The sequence below is a fragment of the Sphingomonas sp. 8AM genome (assembly GCF_902506455.1).
Taxonomy (GTDB): domain Bacteria; phylum Pseudomonadota; class Alphaproteobacteria; order Sphingomonadales; family Sphingomonadaceae; genus Sphingomonas.
This window is the reverse complement of record NZ_LR733844.1, coordinates 3170400-3184258: the sequence shown is the minus strand read 5'-3', so window position 1 is coordinate 3184258 and position 13859 is coordinate 3170400. Positions and strand designations below refer to the sequence as shown.

The 13859-nt window shown below is 68.1% G+C and carries 18 protein-coding genes; 1 reads left to right on the top strand and 17 read right to left on the bottom strand.

The window, feature by feature from the left end:
• Nucleotides 1-12 precede the first annotated feature (12 nt).
• Nucleotides 13-1797 (top strand): AMP-dependent synthetase/ligase, encoded by a 1785-nt coding sequence (locus BACI71_RS15050; protein WP_159761253.1) that lies wholly within the window; start codon nt 13-15, stop codon nt 1795-1797.
• 179 nt (nt 1798-1976) lie between these two features.
• Here BACI71_RS15050 and BACI71_RS15045 read toward each other — a convergent pair whose 3' ends face one another.
• The 17 genes from BACI71_RS15045 to BACI71_RS14965 all read right to left on the bottom strand — a co-directional run bounded on the left by BACI71_RS15045 (nt 1977) and on the right by BACI71_RS14965 (nt 13786).
• Nucleotides 1977-2261, bottom strand: coding sequence for a GIY-YIG nuclease family protein (locus BACI71_RS15045; protein WP_159759963.1), 285 nt, complete (start codon nt 2259-2261; stop codon nt 1977-1979).
• A 56-nt stretch (nt 2262-2317) separates the two neighbouring features.
• Nucleotides 2318-3646, bottom strand: coding sequence for a PQQ-dependent sugar dehydrogenase (locus BACI71_RS15040; protein WP_159759961.1), 1329 nt, complete (start codon nt 3644-3646; stop codon nt 2318-2320).
• Nucleotides 3647-3795: 149 nt separating this feature from the next.
• Entirely contained in the window at nt 3796-4710 is a 915-nt protein-coding gene (locus BACI71_RS15035) for a hemolysin family protein (protein ID WP_159759959.1), read from the bottom strand.
• Between the two features lie 11 nt (nt 4711-4721).
• Nucleotides 4722-5231, bottom strand: coding sequence for an rRNA maturation RNase YbeY (ybeY, locus tag BACI71_RS15030; protein WP_159759957.1), 510 nt, complete (start codon nt 5229-5231; stop codon nt 4722-4724).
• Between the two features lies 1 nt (nt 5232).
• Complete coding sequence (locus BACI71_RS15025) at nt 5233-5631, bottom strand: type II toxin-antitoxin system VapC family toxin (protein WP_159759955.1); 399 nt, start codon at nt 5629-5631, stop codon at nt 5233-5235.
• Nucleotides 5628-5882, bottom strand: a complete 255-nt coding sequence (locus BACI71_RS15020) for a type II toxin-antitoxin system VapB family antitoxin (RefSeq protein WP_159759953.1) — start codon at nt 5880-5882, stop codon at nt 5628-5630. The genes BACI71_RS15025 and BACI71_RS15020 overlap by 4 nt, the downstream gene beginning before the upstream one ends.
• Before the next feature lie 48 nt (nt 5883-5930).
• A complete protein-coding gene (locus BACI71_RS15015) occupies nt 5931-6929 on the bottom strand; it encodes a PhoH family protein (RefSeq protein WP_159759951.1) in 999 nt (332 codons plus the stop codon).
• Between the two features lie 226 nt (nt 6930-7155).
• Nucleotides 7156-8490: a tRNA (N6-isopentenyl adenosine(37)-C2)-methylthiotransferase MiaB gene (miaB, locus tag BACI71_RS15010; RefSeq protein WP_159759949.1), complete on the bottom strand. Its 1335-nt coding sequence runs from the start codon at nt 8488-8490 to the stop codon at nt 7156-7158.
• A 24-nt stretch (nt 8491-8514) separates the two neighbouring features.
• The gene (locus BACI71_RS15005; RefSeq protein WP_159759947.1) at nt 8515-8976 is read right to left on the bottom strand and encodes a GNAT family N-acetyltransferase; all 462 of its coding nucleotides are present in this window, start codon (nt 8974-8976) and stop codon (nt 8515-8517) included.
• Nucleotides 8973-9401, bottom strand: coding sequence for a c-type cytochrome (locus BACI71_RS15000; protein WP_159759945.1), 429 nt, complete (start codon nt 9399-9401; stop codon nt 8973-8975). The genes BACI71_RS15005 and BACI71_RS15000 overlap by 4 nt, the downstream gene beginning before the upstream one ends.
• Nucleotides 9398-10111, bottom strand: coding sequence for a lysophospholipid acyltransferase family protein (locus BACI71_RS14995; RefSeq protein ID WP_159759943.1), 714 nt, complete (start codon nt 10109-10111; stop codon nt 9398-9400). The genes BACI71_RS15000 and BACI71_RS14995 overlap by 4 nt, the downstream gene beginning before the upstream one ends.
• Before the next feature lies 1 nt (nt 10112).
• Nucleotides 10113-10532, bottom strand: a complete 420-nt coding sequence (locus BACI71_RS14990; protein WP_159759941.1) for a Fur family transcriptional regulator — start codon at nt 10530-10532, stop codon at nt 10113-10115.
• Nucleotides 10533-10591: 59 nt separating this feature from the next.
• On the bottom strand, nt 10592-11077 hold the full coding sequence (rimI, locus tag BACI71_RS14985; protein ID WP_159759939.1) for a ribosomal protein S18-alanine N-acetyltransferase: 486 nt from the start codon (nt 11075-11077) through the stop codon (nt 10592-10594).
• Nucleotides 11074-11703, bottom strand: a complete 630-nt coding sequence (gene tsaB, locus BACI71_RS14980) for a tRNA (adenosine(37)-N6)-threonylcarbamoyltransferase complex dimerization subunit type 1 TsaB (RefSeq protein ID WP_159759937.1) — start codon at nt 11701-11703, stop codon at nt 11074-11076. Before tsaB ends, rimI begins: the two co-directional genes overlap by 4 nt.
• The gene (locus BACI71_RS14975; protein WP_159759935.1) at nt 11703-12296 is read right to left on the bottom strand and encodes a malonic semialdehyde reductase; all 594 of its coding nucleotides are present in this window, start codon (nt 12294-12296) and stop codon (nt 11703-11705) included. Before BACI71_RS14975 ends, tsaB begins: the two co-directional genes overlap by 1 nt.
• A gap of 35 nt (nt 12297-12331) precedes the next feature.
• Nucleotides 12332-12904: a NifU family protein gene (locus tag BACI71_RS14970; protein ID WP_159761251.1), complete on the bottom strand. Its 573-nt coding sequence runs from the start codon at nt 12902-12904 to the stop codon at nt 12332-12334.
• Between the two features lie 93 nt (nt 12905-12997).
• On the bottom strand, nt 12998-13786 hold the full coding sequence (locus tag BACI71_RS14965) for an aspartyl/asparaginyl beta-hydroxylase domain-containing protein (protein ID WP_159759933.1): 789 nt from the start codon (nt 13784-13786) through the stop codon (nt 12998-13000).
• Between the last annotated feature and the right edge of the window lie 73 nt (nt 13787-13859).

Genomic DNA, 13859 nt, shown 5'->3' with positions numbered 1-13859 from the left:
AGCGGCACCATTATCCGTCGGCTGGAACCATTCCCCAATCTGGTGACGATGTTCTTCACCCGCGCCGCGGCGAAGGGCGATGCGCCGTTCCTGTGGCAGAAGCGTGACGGCCAATGGGCGTCGATCAGTTGGCGTCAGGCCGCCGAGACCGTCGCGCGGCTGGCGACGGGGTTGCGTGCGGTCGGGCTGGAGCGTGGCGATCGCGTGATGCTGGTCAGCGAGAACCGCCCCGAATGGTGCCTGTCCGATCTGGCGATCATGGCCGCGGGCTGCGTGACCGTGCCGACCTACACCACCAATACCGAGCGCGACCACGCGCACATCATCGAGAATTCGGGCGCGAAGGCGGTGATCGTCTCGACCTCGAAACTGGCGCAGGCGCTGATGCCCGCGATCCTGCGTTCGATCCGCCCGCAGATGCTGATCGGGATCGACGCGATGCGGCTGGGGCAGACCGCGATCGATGTCCATGACTGGCGGACGCTGATCGAGCGGCATCCCGCCGATGTCGCGACCGTCGCGGCGCAGGCCGATTTTGCGCGCGGCGATCTGGCCTGCATCATCTACACCAGCGGCACCGGCGGCGCACCACGCGGGGTGATGCAGCATCACGGCGCGATCCTGCACAATGTCGCGGGTTGCTCGGCGGTGGTCGCGGAGGATTTCGGCTGGGGCGACGAGGTGTTCCTGTCGTTCCTGCCGCTCAGCCACGCCTATGAGCATACCGGCGGACAGCATTTCCCGATCGGGATGGGCGGGCAGATCTATTATGCCGAGGGGATCGACAAGCTCGCCGCCAATATCGAGGAGGTGCGCCCGACGATCATGTTCGTCGTGCCGCGGCTGTTCGAGGTGCTGCGGACGCGGATCAGCAAGGCGATCGAGCGGCAGGGCGGCGTGCCCGCCAAACTGCTCGCCGCCGCGCTGGATATCGGGGCGAAGCGCGACGCGGGGCGGCTACGGCTGACCGACCGGCCCAAGGCGCTGCTGGTGGATACGCTGTTCAAGCCCAAGATCTCGCGCAAGTTCGGCGGGCGGATGAAGGCGATGATCTCGGGCGGCGCGCCGCTCACCCCGGAAGTGGGCGTGTTCTTCCAGTCGCTGGGGGTCACCTTCCTGCAGGGCTATGGCCAGACCGAGGCGGCGCCGGTGATCTCGTGCAACCGTCCCGGCGTGGGCGTGACGATGGATTCGGTCGGCCCGCCGCTCCACGCGACCGAGGTGAAGATCGCCGCGGACGGCGAGATCCTGGTGCGCGGCGAGCTGGTGATGCACGGCTATTGGCGCAACGAGGCCGAGACCGCGCGGGTACTCAAGGACGGCTGGCTGCACACCGGCGACATCGGCGAGATCGATCCCGCCGGGCGCATCCGCATCACCGACCGCAAGAAGGACCTCATCATCAACGACAAGGGCGAGAATGTCGCGCCGCAGAAGGTCGAGGGGCTGCTGACGCTCCAGCCCGAGATCGGGCAGGCGATGATCGCGGGCGACCGCAAGCCGCATATGGTGGCGGTGCTGGTGCCCGATGCCGAGTGGAGCGCGGAATGGGCGGCGGCGCACGGCAAGGCGAGTGTGGTGCTGGCGGAGGATCCGGCGTTTCGGTCTGCGGTGCAGGCGGCGGTGGATCGCACCAATGCGATGCTGTCGGTGACCGAGCGGGTGCGGCGGTGGATTCTGGCGGACGAACCGTTTGCGATCGAGAACGAGCAGCTGACGCCGAGTTTGAAGATCCGCCGGCATGTGTTGCGGGAGGTTTATGGCGCGCGGCTGGATGCGCTTTACGGGGCGGGGTGAGCGGCGCGGGTTGGCCGACTCGCTTGCCTAATAGTGCCGTCGCCCCTGCGTAGGCAGGGGCCTATTTCTGTCGAGTGGTTGTGGGCGGGTACGGACACACGGGCCGGTCGTGTGTCCGCGCTGTCACACAGTATGCGACAGACATAGGCCCCTGCCTGCGCAGGGGCGACGGTGGGTAGTCACATGTTGATCTTGGCCCACAAGTCTTCCCAATCGAGGTTCATCTTACCGATCAGGTTCAGCTTCCACGCACGCTTCCACTTCTTGAGCGCCTTTTCGCGCGCAATCGCTTCAAGCATCGTGTCGTGCTGCTCGACATACACCAGCCGCGTGAGGCCGTGCTCTCGACAGAAGTCGGAGCCCCTACTCTCGCTGTGTTGCTGGACGGGCGCCGCGAGGTTCCCCGTCACGCCGGTGTAGAGCGTGCCGCTGGGCGGATCGGTCATGATGTAGACCCAAGGCATTGGGCGGCATCGTTCCGGGAAAGAGACATGGGCGCCTGCCTGCGCAGGGGCGACGCTCAACCGCCGGCGCTGACCCGCCAGATCGTGTTGCCGACATCGTCCGCGACCAGCAGCGCGCCCGCCTTGTCGGTGATGACGCCGACCGGCCGGCCGTGCGCTTCGTCGTCCTTGTTGAGGAAGCCGGTCAATACGTCGACGGGCTTGGCGCCCTTCACCGGCCAGCCGCTCGAATCGAAGGGGACGAAGACAACCTTGTAGCCCGATAGCGGCTTGCGGTTCCACGAGCCGTGCTCGCCGATGAACGCGCCGCGCGCGAAACGGTCACCGAGCTTCGCGTCCGCCGCGAAGGTCAGCCCGAGCGCGGCGACGTGCGGGCCCAGCGCATAATCAGGCCGCTTCACATATTGCTGCAATTGCGGGTTCCTGGGCTCGACGCGCGTGTCGATATAGCCGCCCCAATAATACCAGGGCCAGCCGAAATGGTCGCCCAGTTCGATCGCGGTCAGATAATCGGGAACGAGGTCGGAGCCGAGCATGTCGCGCTCGTTGACGACCGTCCACAGCCGGTTGGTGCCGGGCACCAGCGCCATGCCGTTGGCGTTGCGGATGCCGGCGGCGAAGACGCGATACTTCTTGCTGTCGGGATAGACCTGCAGGATCGCGGCGCGATCATGCTCGGCGTCGAGCCCGACGTCGGCGATGTTGGTGGCCGAGCCGACCGAGACGTAGAGCGTCTTGCCGTCCTCCGCGACGATCACGTTGCGCGACCAGTGGTTGCCGCCGCCGGGATAGCTGACGACCGTCTCGGGCCGCGCAGTGATCTTCGTCTCGCCGTCGCGATACGGCACGCGCACCAGCGCATCGGTGTTGCCGATGTAGAGCTGGCCGTTCAGCAATGCCATGCCCGACGGGGAGTTGAGCCCGCCGAGGAACGGCGTTTTCACTTCCGCAACACCGTCGCCGTTCGCGTCACGCAGCAGCGTGATGCGATTGGCGGACGGTACGCCCGCGCCGACCCGGCCGAGCAACTGGCGCATCACCCAGCCCTTGACGCCGCCGCCCGAACGCGGCGGCGAGTTGGTCTCGGCGACCAGTACGTCGCCGTTGGGCAGGCGGTACAGCCAGCGCGGATGATCGAGCCCGGTCGCGAACGCGGCGGTCTTCAGCCCGGCGGCGGCGGTCGGCGTCTCGCCGGCCTTCCAGCCGATCGGGTCGGCGGTCTTGACGGTCGGGAGCACCTGTTCGCGCGGTGGCGTGATGTCGGGGCGCGCACCGCTCACCGCCGCCACGTCGCGGCGGGCGGCGTCGGGCCATGACAGATAGAGGAAGATCGCGACGCCGAGGGCGATCAGCAGGCCGATGACGGCGAGGACGTGTTTGCGCATGAGGCGAATGTAGGCGTGCGGGTCGAGGGACGCCACCGGGTTCGTGCCCCGACCTTCGTCATCCCGGACTTGATCCGGGATCCCGCTTTTGCCGTTCGCGAAGGAGAAGAAGAAGCGGGGCCCCGGATCAAGTCCGGGGTGACGGTCTATTATTCGTCGACCCCTTCGGGCACCGGCACCGGCGGGTGGAGGCGCAGGCGGTTGATGCGGCGTTCGTCGGCGTCCGTCACCTCGATCCGCCAGCCGCTGGGATGGTCGATGCACGTCCCCGGCTCGGGCACATGCCCGGCGAGTACCGCCGTCAGCCCGCCGATCGTGTCGACGTCGCTCTCCGCCTCGGCGAGCCGCGCGTCGACGGTGGTCCCGACATCCTCCAGCTCGACGCGCGCGTCGACGTCCCACGCGCCGCCGTCGAGCGGGACGAGCAGCACCTCGGGGGCGTCGTCATGCTCGTCCTCGATCTCCCCGACGATCTCCTCGATCAGGTCCTCGATCGTCACGAGACCTTCTGTGCCCGAATATTCGTCGAGCACGATCGCGAGGTGGATTCGCGACTGGCGCATGTCGGCGAGCAGGTCGAGCGTGCCGCGGCTCATCGGCACATAGAGCGGCTGGCGGATCAGCGTCAGGATATCAGTCGGGCGCTCGCCCCCGGCGGCGAGGATCGCGAACACGTCCTTCAGGTGCACCATCCCGACGACATGATCGAGATTGCCGCGGTACACCGGCAGGCGGCTGACACCGGCTTCGTGGAAGACATGGACGAGATGGTCGAAGGTCGTCGCTTCCTCGACCGCGATCACGTCGGCGCGCGGCACGCCGACATCGCCGGCATCGCGCTCGCTGAAATGCAGCAGGTTGCGGACCATCTGCCTCTCCAGCTGCGTCAGGTCGCCCTTGATCTCGGGCGCGGGATCTTCCTCGTACCGGTCGATCGCCTTCTCCAGCAATTCGCGCAAGGTCGCCTCGCGCGGCTCGCCGAAGATCATGTTGCGCAGCCCGGTCCACAGGCCACCTTCATGGTGCTCGCCGCCGTTCGCGGCGCTACTTCGGTCGTCGGCCATGGCCGTGGTGTTCAATCCTCGCGAATCAGATAGGGGTCGGCGATGCCCAGATCGGCCAAAGCGTCGCGCTCGATCTGCTCCATCGCGTCGCCCTCGTCGTCGGTCATATGGTCATAGCCTAGCAGATGCAGGCAGCCATGCACCACCAGATGCGTGAAATGATCCGCGGGCGTGATGTTCCGCTCCGCCGCCTCGCGTTCGCAGACGCCGTGCGCGAGGACGATGTCGCCAAGCAGCAATTCGCCGTCGTCGCTGTTCTGGCTGACGGTGTCGATCAGGTCGGCTTGCACCATCGGGAAGGACAGGACGTTAGTCGGCCTGTCCTTCTGCCGATACTGGCGGTTTAGCCCCTGCACCTCGTCGTCGGTGGCGAGGCGGACGCTGATCTCGACATGCGCGGGGGTGGTGATGAGGTCACCGTATGGCGTGCGCGCGATCGCGGCGCGTGCGGCGGCGAGCGCGCGGGCTTCCCAATCGGCGTCGGGCCACGGGTCTTCGCGGGTGAGTTCGATGTGGATCATATCAGCCGAGGTCCGTGTGGGAGAAGTCGTTGCCCTTGTAGAGCAGGGTCGCGTCTTGGGCCTTGGCGCACGCGTAGGCGAAGCAATCGCCCATGTTGAGCTGTGCGGGGTGTCCCGTACCATTGCCGTATCGCGTGGCGGCATCGATCGCGAGGAGCGCTTCGCGTTCTCCAATCACGACGGGACGCAATTCCAGCCTTTCGATAAGGATACCGAGTTCGCCACGCGCTTCATCGAGTGACAATGTCCGTTTGCGCGCGATCGCGAGGACAGCCTCCCACTCGCCCGTCGGGCAATAGAGGCGATCGTCATGCTCATCCAGTCGCGCGGCCAGCGCGCGAGCGTCCTCTTCCTTGACCGCCATGGCGACGAGCGCCGATGCATCGACCAGAATGGTCAATCGTCGTCTTCGTCGTTAAGGCTGTCGTAGAACGACTTGTCCGCCTCAAGCCCGGTCGGTTCGCCAAGCTTGTGCGTCTGCCAGAACTCTTCAAGCACTTCGACGGCCGGTCGTCGATGGCGGGGAGCCTCGCGCTCGAGTTCGTGGGTCAAGGCCAGCTTCACTGCCGCGGTCTTGGTTAGTCCGCGCGCCGAGGCCAGCCGTTCCGCCAGCAGATTAGTCTCTTCATCCTTGATGAACAGCGACGCCATGACAGCCTCCGGTATATCCCGACAAGCTATGAAGGATATCCCGCCGCGTCAACCAGACACGCCCTCGTACGCCTCCACGATCCGCCCGACGATCGGGTGGCGGACGACGTCGGCGGCGGTGAAGCGGCACAGCGAGATGCCTTCCACCCCCTCCAGCCGCGTCGTCGCGTCGGCGAGCCCGCTCGCGCCGACCCCGCCGGGCAAGTCGGTCTGGTTGGGGTCGCCGCAGATCACCATCCGGCTGTTCTGTCCAAAGCGGGTCAGGAACATCTTCATCTGCGCCGGGGTGGTGTTCTGCGCCTCGTCGAGGATCACGAACGCGTCGCCGAGCGTCCGGCCGCGCATGAAGGCGATCGGCGCGATCTCGATCTCGCCCGAGGCAATCCGCCGCTCGACCTGTTCGGCGGGCAGGCAGTCGTAGAGCGCGTCGTAGAGCGGGCGGAGATAGGGATCGACCTTCTCCTTCATGTCGCCGGGCAGGAAGCCGAGCCGCTCGCCCGCCTCCACTGCCGGACGCGACAGGATCAGCCGCTGGACGCTGCCCGAAATCAGCTGCGCCACCGCCTGCGCGACCGCGATATAGGTCTTGCCGGTGCCCGCCGGCCCCAGCGCGAAGATCATGTCGTGCGTGGTGAGCTCGCGCATGTAATGCGCCTGCGCCGCGGTGCGCGGGACGATCGTCTTCTTGCGCGTACGGATCATCACCGATGGCGCCGGGCTGCGTTCGACCGAGATGATCCCGTCGAGCACCGGCTCAGCCGCCATCGCGATCGAGGCGTCGACGAGGCCGGTATCGACGTCCTCGCCGCGCTGGATGCGGGCGTAGAGATCGTGGAGCACGTCGCGCGCCAGCGCCACCTGCTCGGCGGTGCCCTCCAGCCCGACCCGGTTGCCGCGCGCGGTGATATACACCCCCAGCCGGTTCTCAAGCGCCACCAGATGCTGGTCGTACTGACCGAACAGCCGGCTCAGCAATTGCGGGCGGTCGAAGACGACCTCGACGCGCGAACGCTCGCCCGCCTGGGCGGGGACGGGTTTACGGCTCATGCGGCTCCTGTGGCGATGGGCGACACGCGGCAGATCGCCGCAAGAGGCGAGATAGGTGCAGCGCGTGACGGCACAATGGCATCGCCGGAGAATGTGACAGGCGATGTGCGCGGGGGGAAGGCGGAATCGTCATCCGCTTTTACCGTCATTGCGAGCGGAGCGAAGCAATCCAGGGCCAGATCAGGACGCCCTGGATTGCTTCGCTGCGCTCGCAATGACGAAGTCGCTACGCCGCCGCCAGCGTGCGTACCTCGCCGGTCAGCGACAGCGGCCCGGCCTGCGTCAGCGTCACGTCGAGGACGTCGCCAATCGCGTGCGGGCCGACGACATGCACCGATTGCAGCCACGGCGACTTGCCGAGCCATTGCCCGTCGCGCTTGCCGCGACGTTCGATCAGCACGCTACACTCGCGTCCGACCGAGGCGGCGTTGAACGCCATCTGATCGCGGTTGAGCGCCGCCTGCAAACGTTGCAGGCGTTCGTCCATCACCTCCGCGGCGATCTGCTCGCCGAGCGTCGCCGCCGGGGTGCCGGGACGCGGCGAATATTTGAAGCTGTAGGCCTGCGCATAGCCGACCGCATCGACGAGGCTCAGCGTCTCGGCAAAGTCGGCCTCGGTCTCGCCGGGGAAGCCGACGATGAAATCGCCCGACAGCGCGATATCGGAACGCGCAGCGCGGATGCGGTCGAGCAGGCGGAGGTAGCCGTCGCGCGTGTGCTGGCGGTTCATCGCGCGCAGCACGCGGTCGCTGCCGGCCTGTACCGGCAGGTGGAGGAACGGCATGAGGCTCTCGACATCGCGGTGCGCGTCGATCAGCCCCTGCGCCATGTCGTTGGGATGGCTGGTCGTGTAGCGGATCCGCGCGAGCGCCGCGATACGGTCGAGCGCGCGGATCAAGTCGTGGAGCCCCCGACCCTCGCCATCGGTCCAGGCGTTGACGTTCTGCCCGAGCAGCGTGATCTCGCGCGCGCCGGCATCGACCAGCGCCTTGGCCTCGTCGACGATCGCCGCAAACGGGCGGCTGATCTCCGCGCCGCGCGTATAGGGGACGACGCAATAGGTGCAGAATTTGTCGCAGCCTTCCTGCACGGTCAGGAACGCGCCGGGCGCGACCTTTCGCCGCGCCGGGAGCGCCGCGAACTTCGAGGCGAGCGGCATGTCGGTATCGAGCGCCGCGGTGCCGCTCACCGCATCGGCGACCAGCTTCGGCAGGTTGTGATAGGCCTGTGGCCCGACCACGACATCGACCTTGGCGCGGCGGACGATCTCTTCGCCCTCGGCCTGCGCGACGCAGCCGGCGACCGCGATCATCGGCGTGCGCCCTGCGGCGGCGGCGACCTTGCGGACGCGGCCGATGTCCGAATAGACCTTTTCGGTCGCCTTCTCGCGGATGTGGCAGGTGTTGAGTACGACGAGGTCGGCGGCATGGGCGTCGTCGGTGGCGGTCATGCCCTCGGCCGCCATCAATTCAGCCATCCGCTCGCCGTCATAGACGTTCATCTGGCAGCCGAACGACTTGACGTGGAAGGTCTTCGGCGGGGTCTTCTGAGGCACGGACATGGCGCGCGCCTTAGCGGAAATGCGTCAGGCTGGCCAGCGCAGCAGCATGTCGACGCGGTCCAGCCCCGGAGCATAGCCGTCGGGCACCACCCGCTCCACGCCGAAACCTAAGCGCGCGTAGAAGCCTTGCGTGTGCTGGCTGGTGTCGAGCCGCACCTGCCGCACGCCCGGCGCGGCGCGGGCGGCGTCGAGCCGCGCTTGCGTGAGGATATTGCCGAGGCCGGTGCGATGCTGCCGATGGTCGACCATTCCCCAGCAGAAGCCGGCGGTTTCGCCGTCGGCGGCGACGCGGTGGCCGCCGCACGCGCCGATCGCGCCGCCGCGCTCGACGACCTGAAACGCCCAGCTGGCGGGATGCGCATCGAGGAAGGCGGCGAAGTCGGGGCGCTCACCAGCGGCGAAGAATCTCGGCGTGTTGCCGTCGAACAGCGCGAGACAGGCGGTGCGGCCGGCGACGTCATATGCGCGGACGCACGTCTCGGTCATCGTTGCGTCTTGAGATAGGCGATCAGGTCGGCGCGGGCGAGCGGATCGCTGACCCCGGCGAAGGTCATGGTCGTTCCCGGCACGTTGCCGCGCGGATCGGCGAGCCACGCGTCAAGCCGCCGGTCGTCCCAGACGCCGCGTTGCGCCTGCAATGCATCGGTGTAGCCGAAGCGCGGACGATTCTGCGCGATCGGCGCGCCATAGACACCGTGCAGGTTCGGCCCGTTGCGATCCGCGCCGCCGGCAGCGATCGAGTGGCAGGCGGCGCATTGCCCGAAGCGCCGTGCCCCGGCGTTCGCATCGGCGACCTGCATGAGCTGCGCGAAGGTCGGGTTTGGTCCGAGCCGCGCGCGCCGCTCGGCGCTGTCGTCACGTGAGCAGGCGCCGAGCGCGAGCGTGGCGGCAACGACAAGCCGCAGGTTCATGCCGCCGCTTCGATCTGCGCGCGCGCTGCTGCGGCGATTGTCTTGCGGTCGCCGTCGGGTACGAACGGCGTGAGGAAGTGCAGCGTCGCGACGAACGTGCCGCGCCGGTTGAGGACGCGTTTGGCATGAACCGCGCCGTTCTCAGCACCAACCCACGCCACGTCGGGGGTCGCCGCGCCGTAATCGATGCGTACCGGCTGGACGCGCACGCCCGGAGGTGGCGGGGCGAGCGCGGCGAGCAGTCCCGCCTTGAACGGCCCCAGCGTCACGCCGTCGCCGGTCGTGCCCTCGGGGAAGATCGCCACCGGCTGCGGGCCGGCAAGCTGGTCGCGGAGCGCCGCGACCTGCGCGTCAATCCCCATCCGGTCGCCACGGCGGACGAACAACGTGTTGTTGAGCGTGCACAGCCAGCCGACCAGCGGCGCGTCGCGCAATTCCGCCTTGGCGACGAACGCCGCGCCGCTCGCGCCGGCCAGCGCGAGGATGTCGATCCATGTCACGTGGTTGGCGAGCAGCACCGCATCGCGGCACAGCGGCGTGCCGAGGACGCGCACCCGCGCGCCGACGATCCGCGCTACCCAGCCGAGGAACCGCCGCGGCCATGGCGAGCGCAGGCGAAACAGCCGCCACGTTCCGTGCAACAGCAGCGCGACGATCAGCGCCGCCAACAGCGCGGCAAGCCGCGCCCAGCCACGCGCGTTGAGCCGCACCTCAGTCCCTGCGGAGCGCGACGCCGTACAATTCCATGCGGTGGTCAACCAGCCGGAAGCCGAGCCGCTCGGCAATCGCCTTTTGCAGCAGCTCAAGCTCGGGATCGACGAATTCGATCACCTTGCCGGTTTCGACGTCGATCAGATGGTCGTGATGCGCCTCGGGCGAGGGCTCGTAGCGCGCGCGGCCGTCGCCGAAGTCATGCCGGTCGAGGATGCCCGCCTCCTCGAACAGCCGCACGGTGCGATAGACCGTCGCGATCGAGATGCCGGGATCGATCGCCGAGGCGCGCGCATAGACCTTTTCCACGTCGGGATGGTCCTCCGCCTCGGACAGGACGCGCGCGATAACGCGGCGCTGTTCGGTGATACGCAGGCCCTTTTCGTGACACAGCGCTTCGAGATCGATCTTGCGAGCCATGCCCGCCATGTAATGGATCGGGCTTGTTGCGAAAAGCGCTACCGACTCGCAAAAACCGATTATCGGTGGATTTCGAGCGCGCGCGCATAGGTGTGCGCGTCGAACGCCAGTCCGTCGCGACCGCGATAGTAGTTGCGGCGCACCCCGGCGTGGCGGAAGCCGTGCGCGGCGTAGAGCGCGACCGCCGGGTTGTTGGCGCGCACTTCCAGATGCAGCTTCGCCACGCCGCGCCCCTCGCATTCGGCGATCACCCCGCGCAGCAACGCCGCACCGACGCCGCTGCGACGCGCGGGCGGGTCGACCGCGATCAGCAGCAATTCGGCCTCGTCCATGATCGCGCGGACCAGCGCGAAGCCGACCACCGCCTCGTCGACTCGCGCCAGCGTCAACCAGACGCCGGGCATGGCGAGGATGCCGATACACTGGCTGCGCGTCCACGCCTCGCCATAACGCGGGTCGAAGGCGGCGAGCATGATGCGATCGACCGCCTCGGCGTCGCCCGCGCCGCCCGGTGCCAGCTCGATCAGCCGCACCCGCGTGGTCATACGGCGGTCGGGGTCGCCACGGCGGGCAGCTTCGCGTCGGGCGCGCGGCCGTAGAACGGCACCGGCGCTAGCGCCCGCGCCGCGGGCGGCAGCAGCAGCGCATGGCGGGCGTCGGGCAAGGTCTCGTCGAGCGGCACATCGGCGACGAGCGCGGCGAGCCAGCGCGTGCCGCTGCCGATCGCGCGGCGGCCGACGAGCGCGGCCAGCGCCGCCGCCGGGGTCAACGAGCGGGGTGCGTCGAGCGCGGCGAAGGGAGCGGTGAAGCCCTGCATGAAGACCTCACCGTGCCCGCCTTCCATCACCACCGCAAGCGGGCGCGGGTCGACGGCGAGCGCGGCGACCGCGACCAGCGACGGCGCGCCATAGCCCGCGACCTCCGCCCCCCAGCCGAACGCGAGCGCGCGCGCGGCGGCGATCCCGACGCGGATGCCGGTGAAGCTGCCCGGGCCGACATCCACCAGTACCCGGTCCGCGCGCCCGCCGTCAGGCAGCGCCGCGATCATCGGCACCAGCCGCTCGGCATGGCCGCGCCCGACCACGTCATGCGTGTGCGCGATCAGTCGCTCGTCCTCGAACAGCGCGACCGAGCAGGCGGCGGTCGCGGTGTCGATCACCAGGGTGCGCATCAGGCGAGGCGGTTGAAGGTCTCGAACGCCGGGCGCGGGTTGCGCGGGTGAAGCGTTGCGGCGTCGCCATAGCCGAGGGTGGCGATGAAGTTGGTGCGCACCGCGGGCGTATCGGCGAAGAACGCCTTGTCGACCGCGCCGGCATCAAAGCCCGACATCGGTCCGACATCCAGCCCCAGCGCGCGCGCGGCGAGGATCAGATAGCCGCCCTGCAACGACGAGTTGCGGAACGCCGACGCCTCCCGCAACTCGCGATTGCCGTCGAACCAGCTCTTGGCATCGACGTGCGGGAACAGCTCGGGGAGATGGTCGTGAAACTCGACGTCCATGCCGATCACGACGCTAACCGGTGCCTTGAGCACCTTGTCGCGATTCGTGTCCGAACAGGCCGCGGCGAGCGTCGCCTTCGCCTCGTCCGACACGCACCACACGAACCGTGCCGGCAGCTGGTTGGCGGAGGTAGGCGCCATCTTCAACAGGTCCCACAAGGCGCGCAGCGTGTCCTCGCCGACCGGCTCGTCACGATAATGGTTGAAGGTGCGCGCGGTGCGGAACAGCTGGTCGAGCGCTTGGTCGTCGAGCGGGGCGGCCATCGGGAACTCCAATTGTCGGGAAGGACGGCGCGCGGTCAGACCGCGCGGACCTCGGTCACTTCGGGCACGTAGTAGCGCAGCAGTTGCTCGATGCCGTTCTTGAGCGTCGCGCTCGACGACGGGCAGCCGGCACACGCGCCCTGCATCCGCAGGAACACCTTGCCCTGGTCGAAGCCGCGATAGACGATGTCGCCACCGTCATTGGCGACCGCCGGGCGGACGCGCGTATCGATCAGTTCCTTGATCTGCGCGACGATGTCGGCGTCCTCGGGGTTCTCGGCAAAGGTCTCTTCCTCGGCCGGAACGCTGAAGCCGGCGCCGCCGGTGCGGAACAGCGGCATCTGCGCGGTGAAATGATCCATCAGGATCGCGAGCACGTCCGGCTTGAGATTGCGCCAGTCGACGCCGGGCGCCGCCGTTACCGACACGAAGTCGCGCCCGAAGAACACGCCCGTCACGTCGCCCAGCCCGAACAGCGCGTCGGCCAGCGGGCTTGCCTCCGCCTCCTCGGGGGTGGCGAAGTCGCGCGTGCCGGCATCCATGACGGTGCGGCCGGGCAGGAACTTGAGCGTCGCCGGGTTGGGCGTGGCTTCGGTTTCGATCAGCATGGCGGCGATGTGGCGCGTGCGGCGCGCCGGATCAAGCACGCAGGGCGAAAGCGATCGTTTCGGGCCGGATAGGTCGTCGTTCCCGCCCCATGGTCAGCCGTCCATCTGCTCCACCACCGCATTCCATCTGGCGATGTTCGCGCGCGCCTCCTGCACGAAGGCGGAGCGGCGGACCGCGCCGAGAAACAGGTCGGCGATCCATTTGCCGGGGCGGCGCAGCGGGCGTTCGAACTGGATCAGCAGCACCACCCGCGTACCGTCGGTGTCGTTCCAGACCTCGTGATCGTAGGTATCATCGAACACCAGGGTCTCGCCCTCTGACCAGCGGACGATCCGATCCTGGACGCGCATCCGCACGTCGCCGGCGCGGGGAACGATCAGCGCGAGATGACAGGTGATCAGTCCCTTCGATACGCCGCGATGCGGCGGGATGTGCGTGCCGGGCGCAAGGATCGAGAAAAAGGCGGTGGCAAGACCGGGAATACTCGCCAGCACGTCGCGCGTGCGCGGGCAGCGCGTCAGATTGTCGTCGATGCGATAGCCATAGCCCCACAGGAAATAGGACCGCCATTTGCCGATCTCGGCGATCGCGCGGTGATCGGGCGAAATGGTGGCGAGGCTGGGCGCGACCAACGCGACCGTGCGCGCCTCGGCGAGTATGTCCTGCCACTGGTCGCGGAGCAGCGCGGTCCAGACGAAATCACGCACGTCGAGGACCGGCGCGTTGGCGACCAGTGACGATCCCGCGATCAGCCGGTCGAACGTTCCGCGCAGCCGCTTGCCGAGGCGGACCGGCCACGGGCGACCGGGTTCGGCGACCAGCGCGGACGATGGGCACGCGGCCAGCGATCCCGAAACGGAAATACTGAGGTCGGACTTCATTATTCGCTTGTCGATCAATCCGTTGCCCGCCCCCGAACAGCTGGAAAGCGGCGGCGAATAAACCCGCATCGCG

Bases quoted from the DNA above. Each gene is read 5' to 3' on its own strand.
- BACI71_RS15035 (WP_159759959.1), bottom strand. From the start codon at position 4,710: ATGGCCGACGACCGAAGTAGCGCCGCGAACGGCGGCGAGCACCATGAA.
- rimI (WP_159759939.1), bottom strand. From the start codon at position 11,077: ATGACCACGCGGGTGCGGCTGATCGAGCTGGCACCGGGCGGCGCGGGC.
- ybeY (WP_159759957.1), bottom strand. From the start codon at position 5,231: ATGATCCACATCGAACTCACCCGCGAAGACCCGTGGCCCGACGCCGAT.
- BACI71_RS15015 (WP_159759951.1), bottom strand. From the start codon at position 6,929: ATGAGCCGTAAACCCGTCCCCGCCCAGGCGGGCGAGCGTTCGCGCGTC.
- BACI71_RS14970 (WP_159761251.1), bottom strand. From the start codon at position 12,904: ATGCTGATCGAAACCGAAGCCACGCCCAACCCGGCGACGCTCAAGTTC.
- BACI71_RS15000 (WP_159759945.1), bottom strand. From the start codon at position 9,401: ATGAACCTGCGGCTTGTCGTTGCCGCCACGCTCGCGCTCGGCGCCTGC.
- BACI71_RS15005 (WP_159759947.1), bottom strand. From the start codon at position 8,976: ATGACCGAGACGTGCGTCCGCGCATATGACGTCGCCGGCCGCACCGCC.
- BACI71_RS14990 (WP_159759941.1), bottom strand. From the start codon at position 10,532: ATGGCTCGCAAGATCGATCTCGAAGCGCTGTGTCACGAAAAGGGCCTG.
- miaB (WP_159759949.1), bottom strand. From the start codon at position 8,490: ATGTCCGTGCCTCAGAAGACCCCGCCGAAGACCTTCCACGTCAAGTCG.
- tsaB (WP_159759937.1), bottom strand. From the start codon at position 11,703: ATGCGCACCCTGGTGATCGACACCGCGACCGCCGCCTGCTCGGTCGCG.
- BACI71_RS15045 (WP_159759963.1), bottom strand. From the start codon at position 2,261: ATGCCTTGGGTCTACATCATGACCGATCCGCCCAGCGGCACGCTCTAC.
- BACI71_RS14965 (WP_159759933.1), bottom strand. From the start codon at position 13,786: ATGAAGTCCGACCTCAGTATTTCCGTTTCGGGATCGCTGGCCGCGTGC.
- BACI71_RS15020 (WP_159759953.1), bottom strand. From the start codon at position 5,882: ATGGCGTCGCTGTTCATCAAGGATGAAGAGACTAATCTGCTGGCGGAA.
- BACI71_RS15040 (WP_159759961.1), bottom strand. From the start codon at position 3,646: ATGCGCAAACACGTCCTCGCCGTCATCGGCCTGCTGATCGCCCTCGGC.
- BACI71_RS14975 (WP_159759935.1), bottom strand. From the start codon at position 12,296: ATGGCCGCCCCGCTCGACGACCAAGCGCTCGACCAGCTGTTCCGCACC.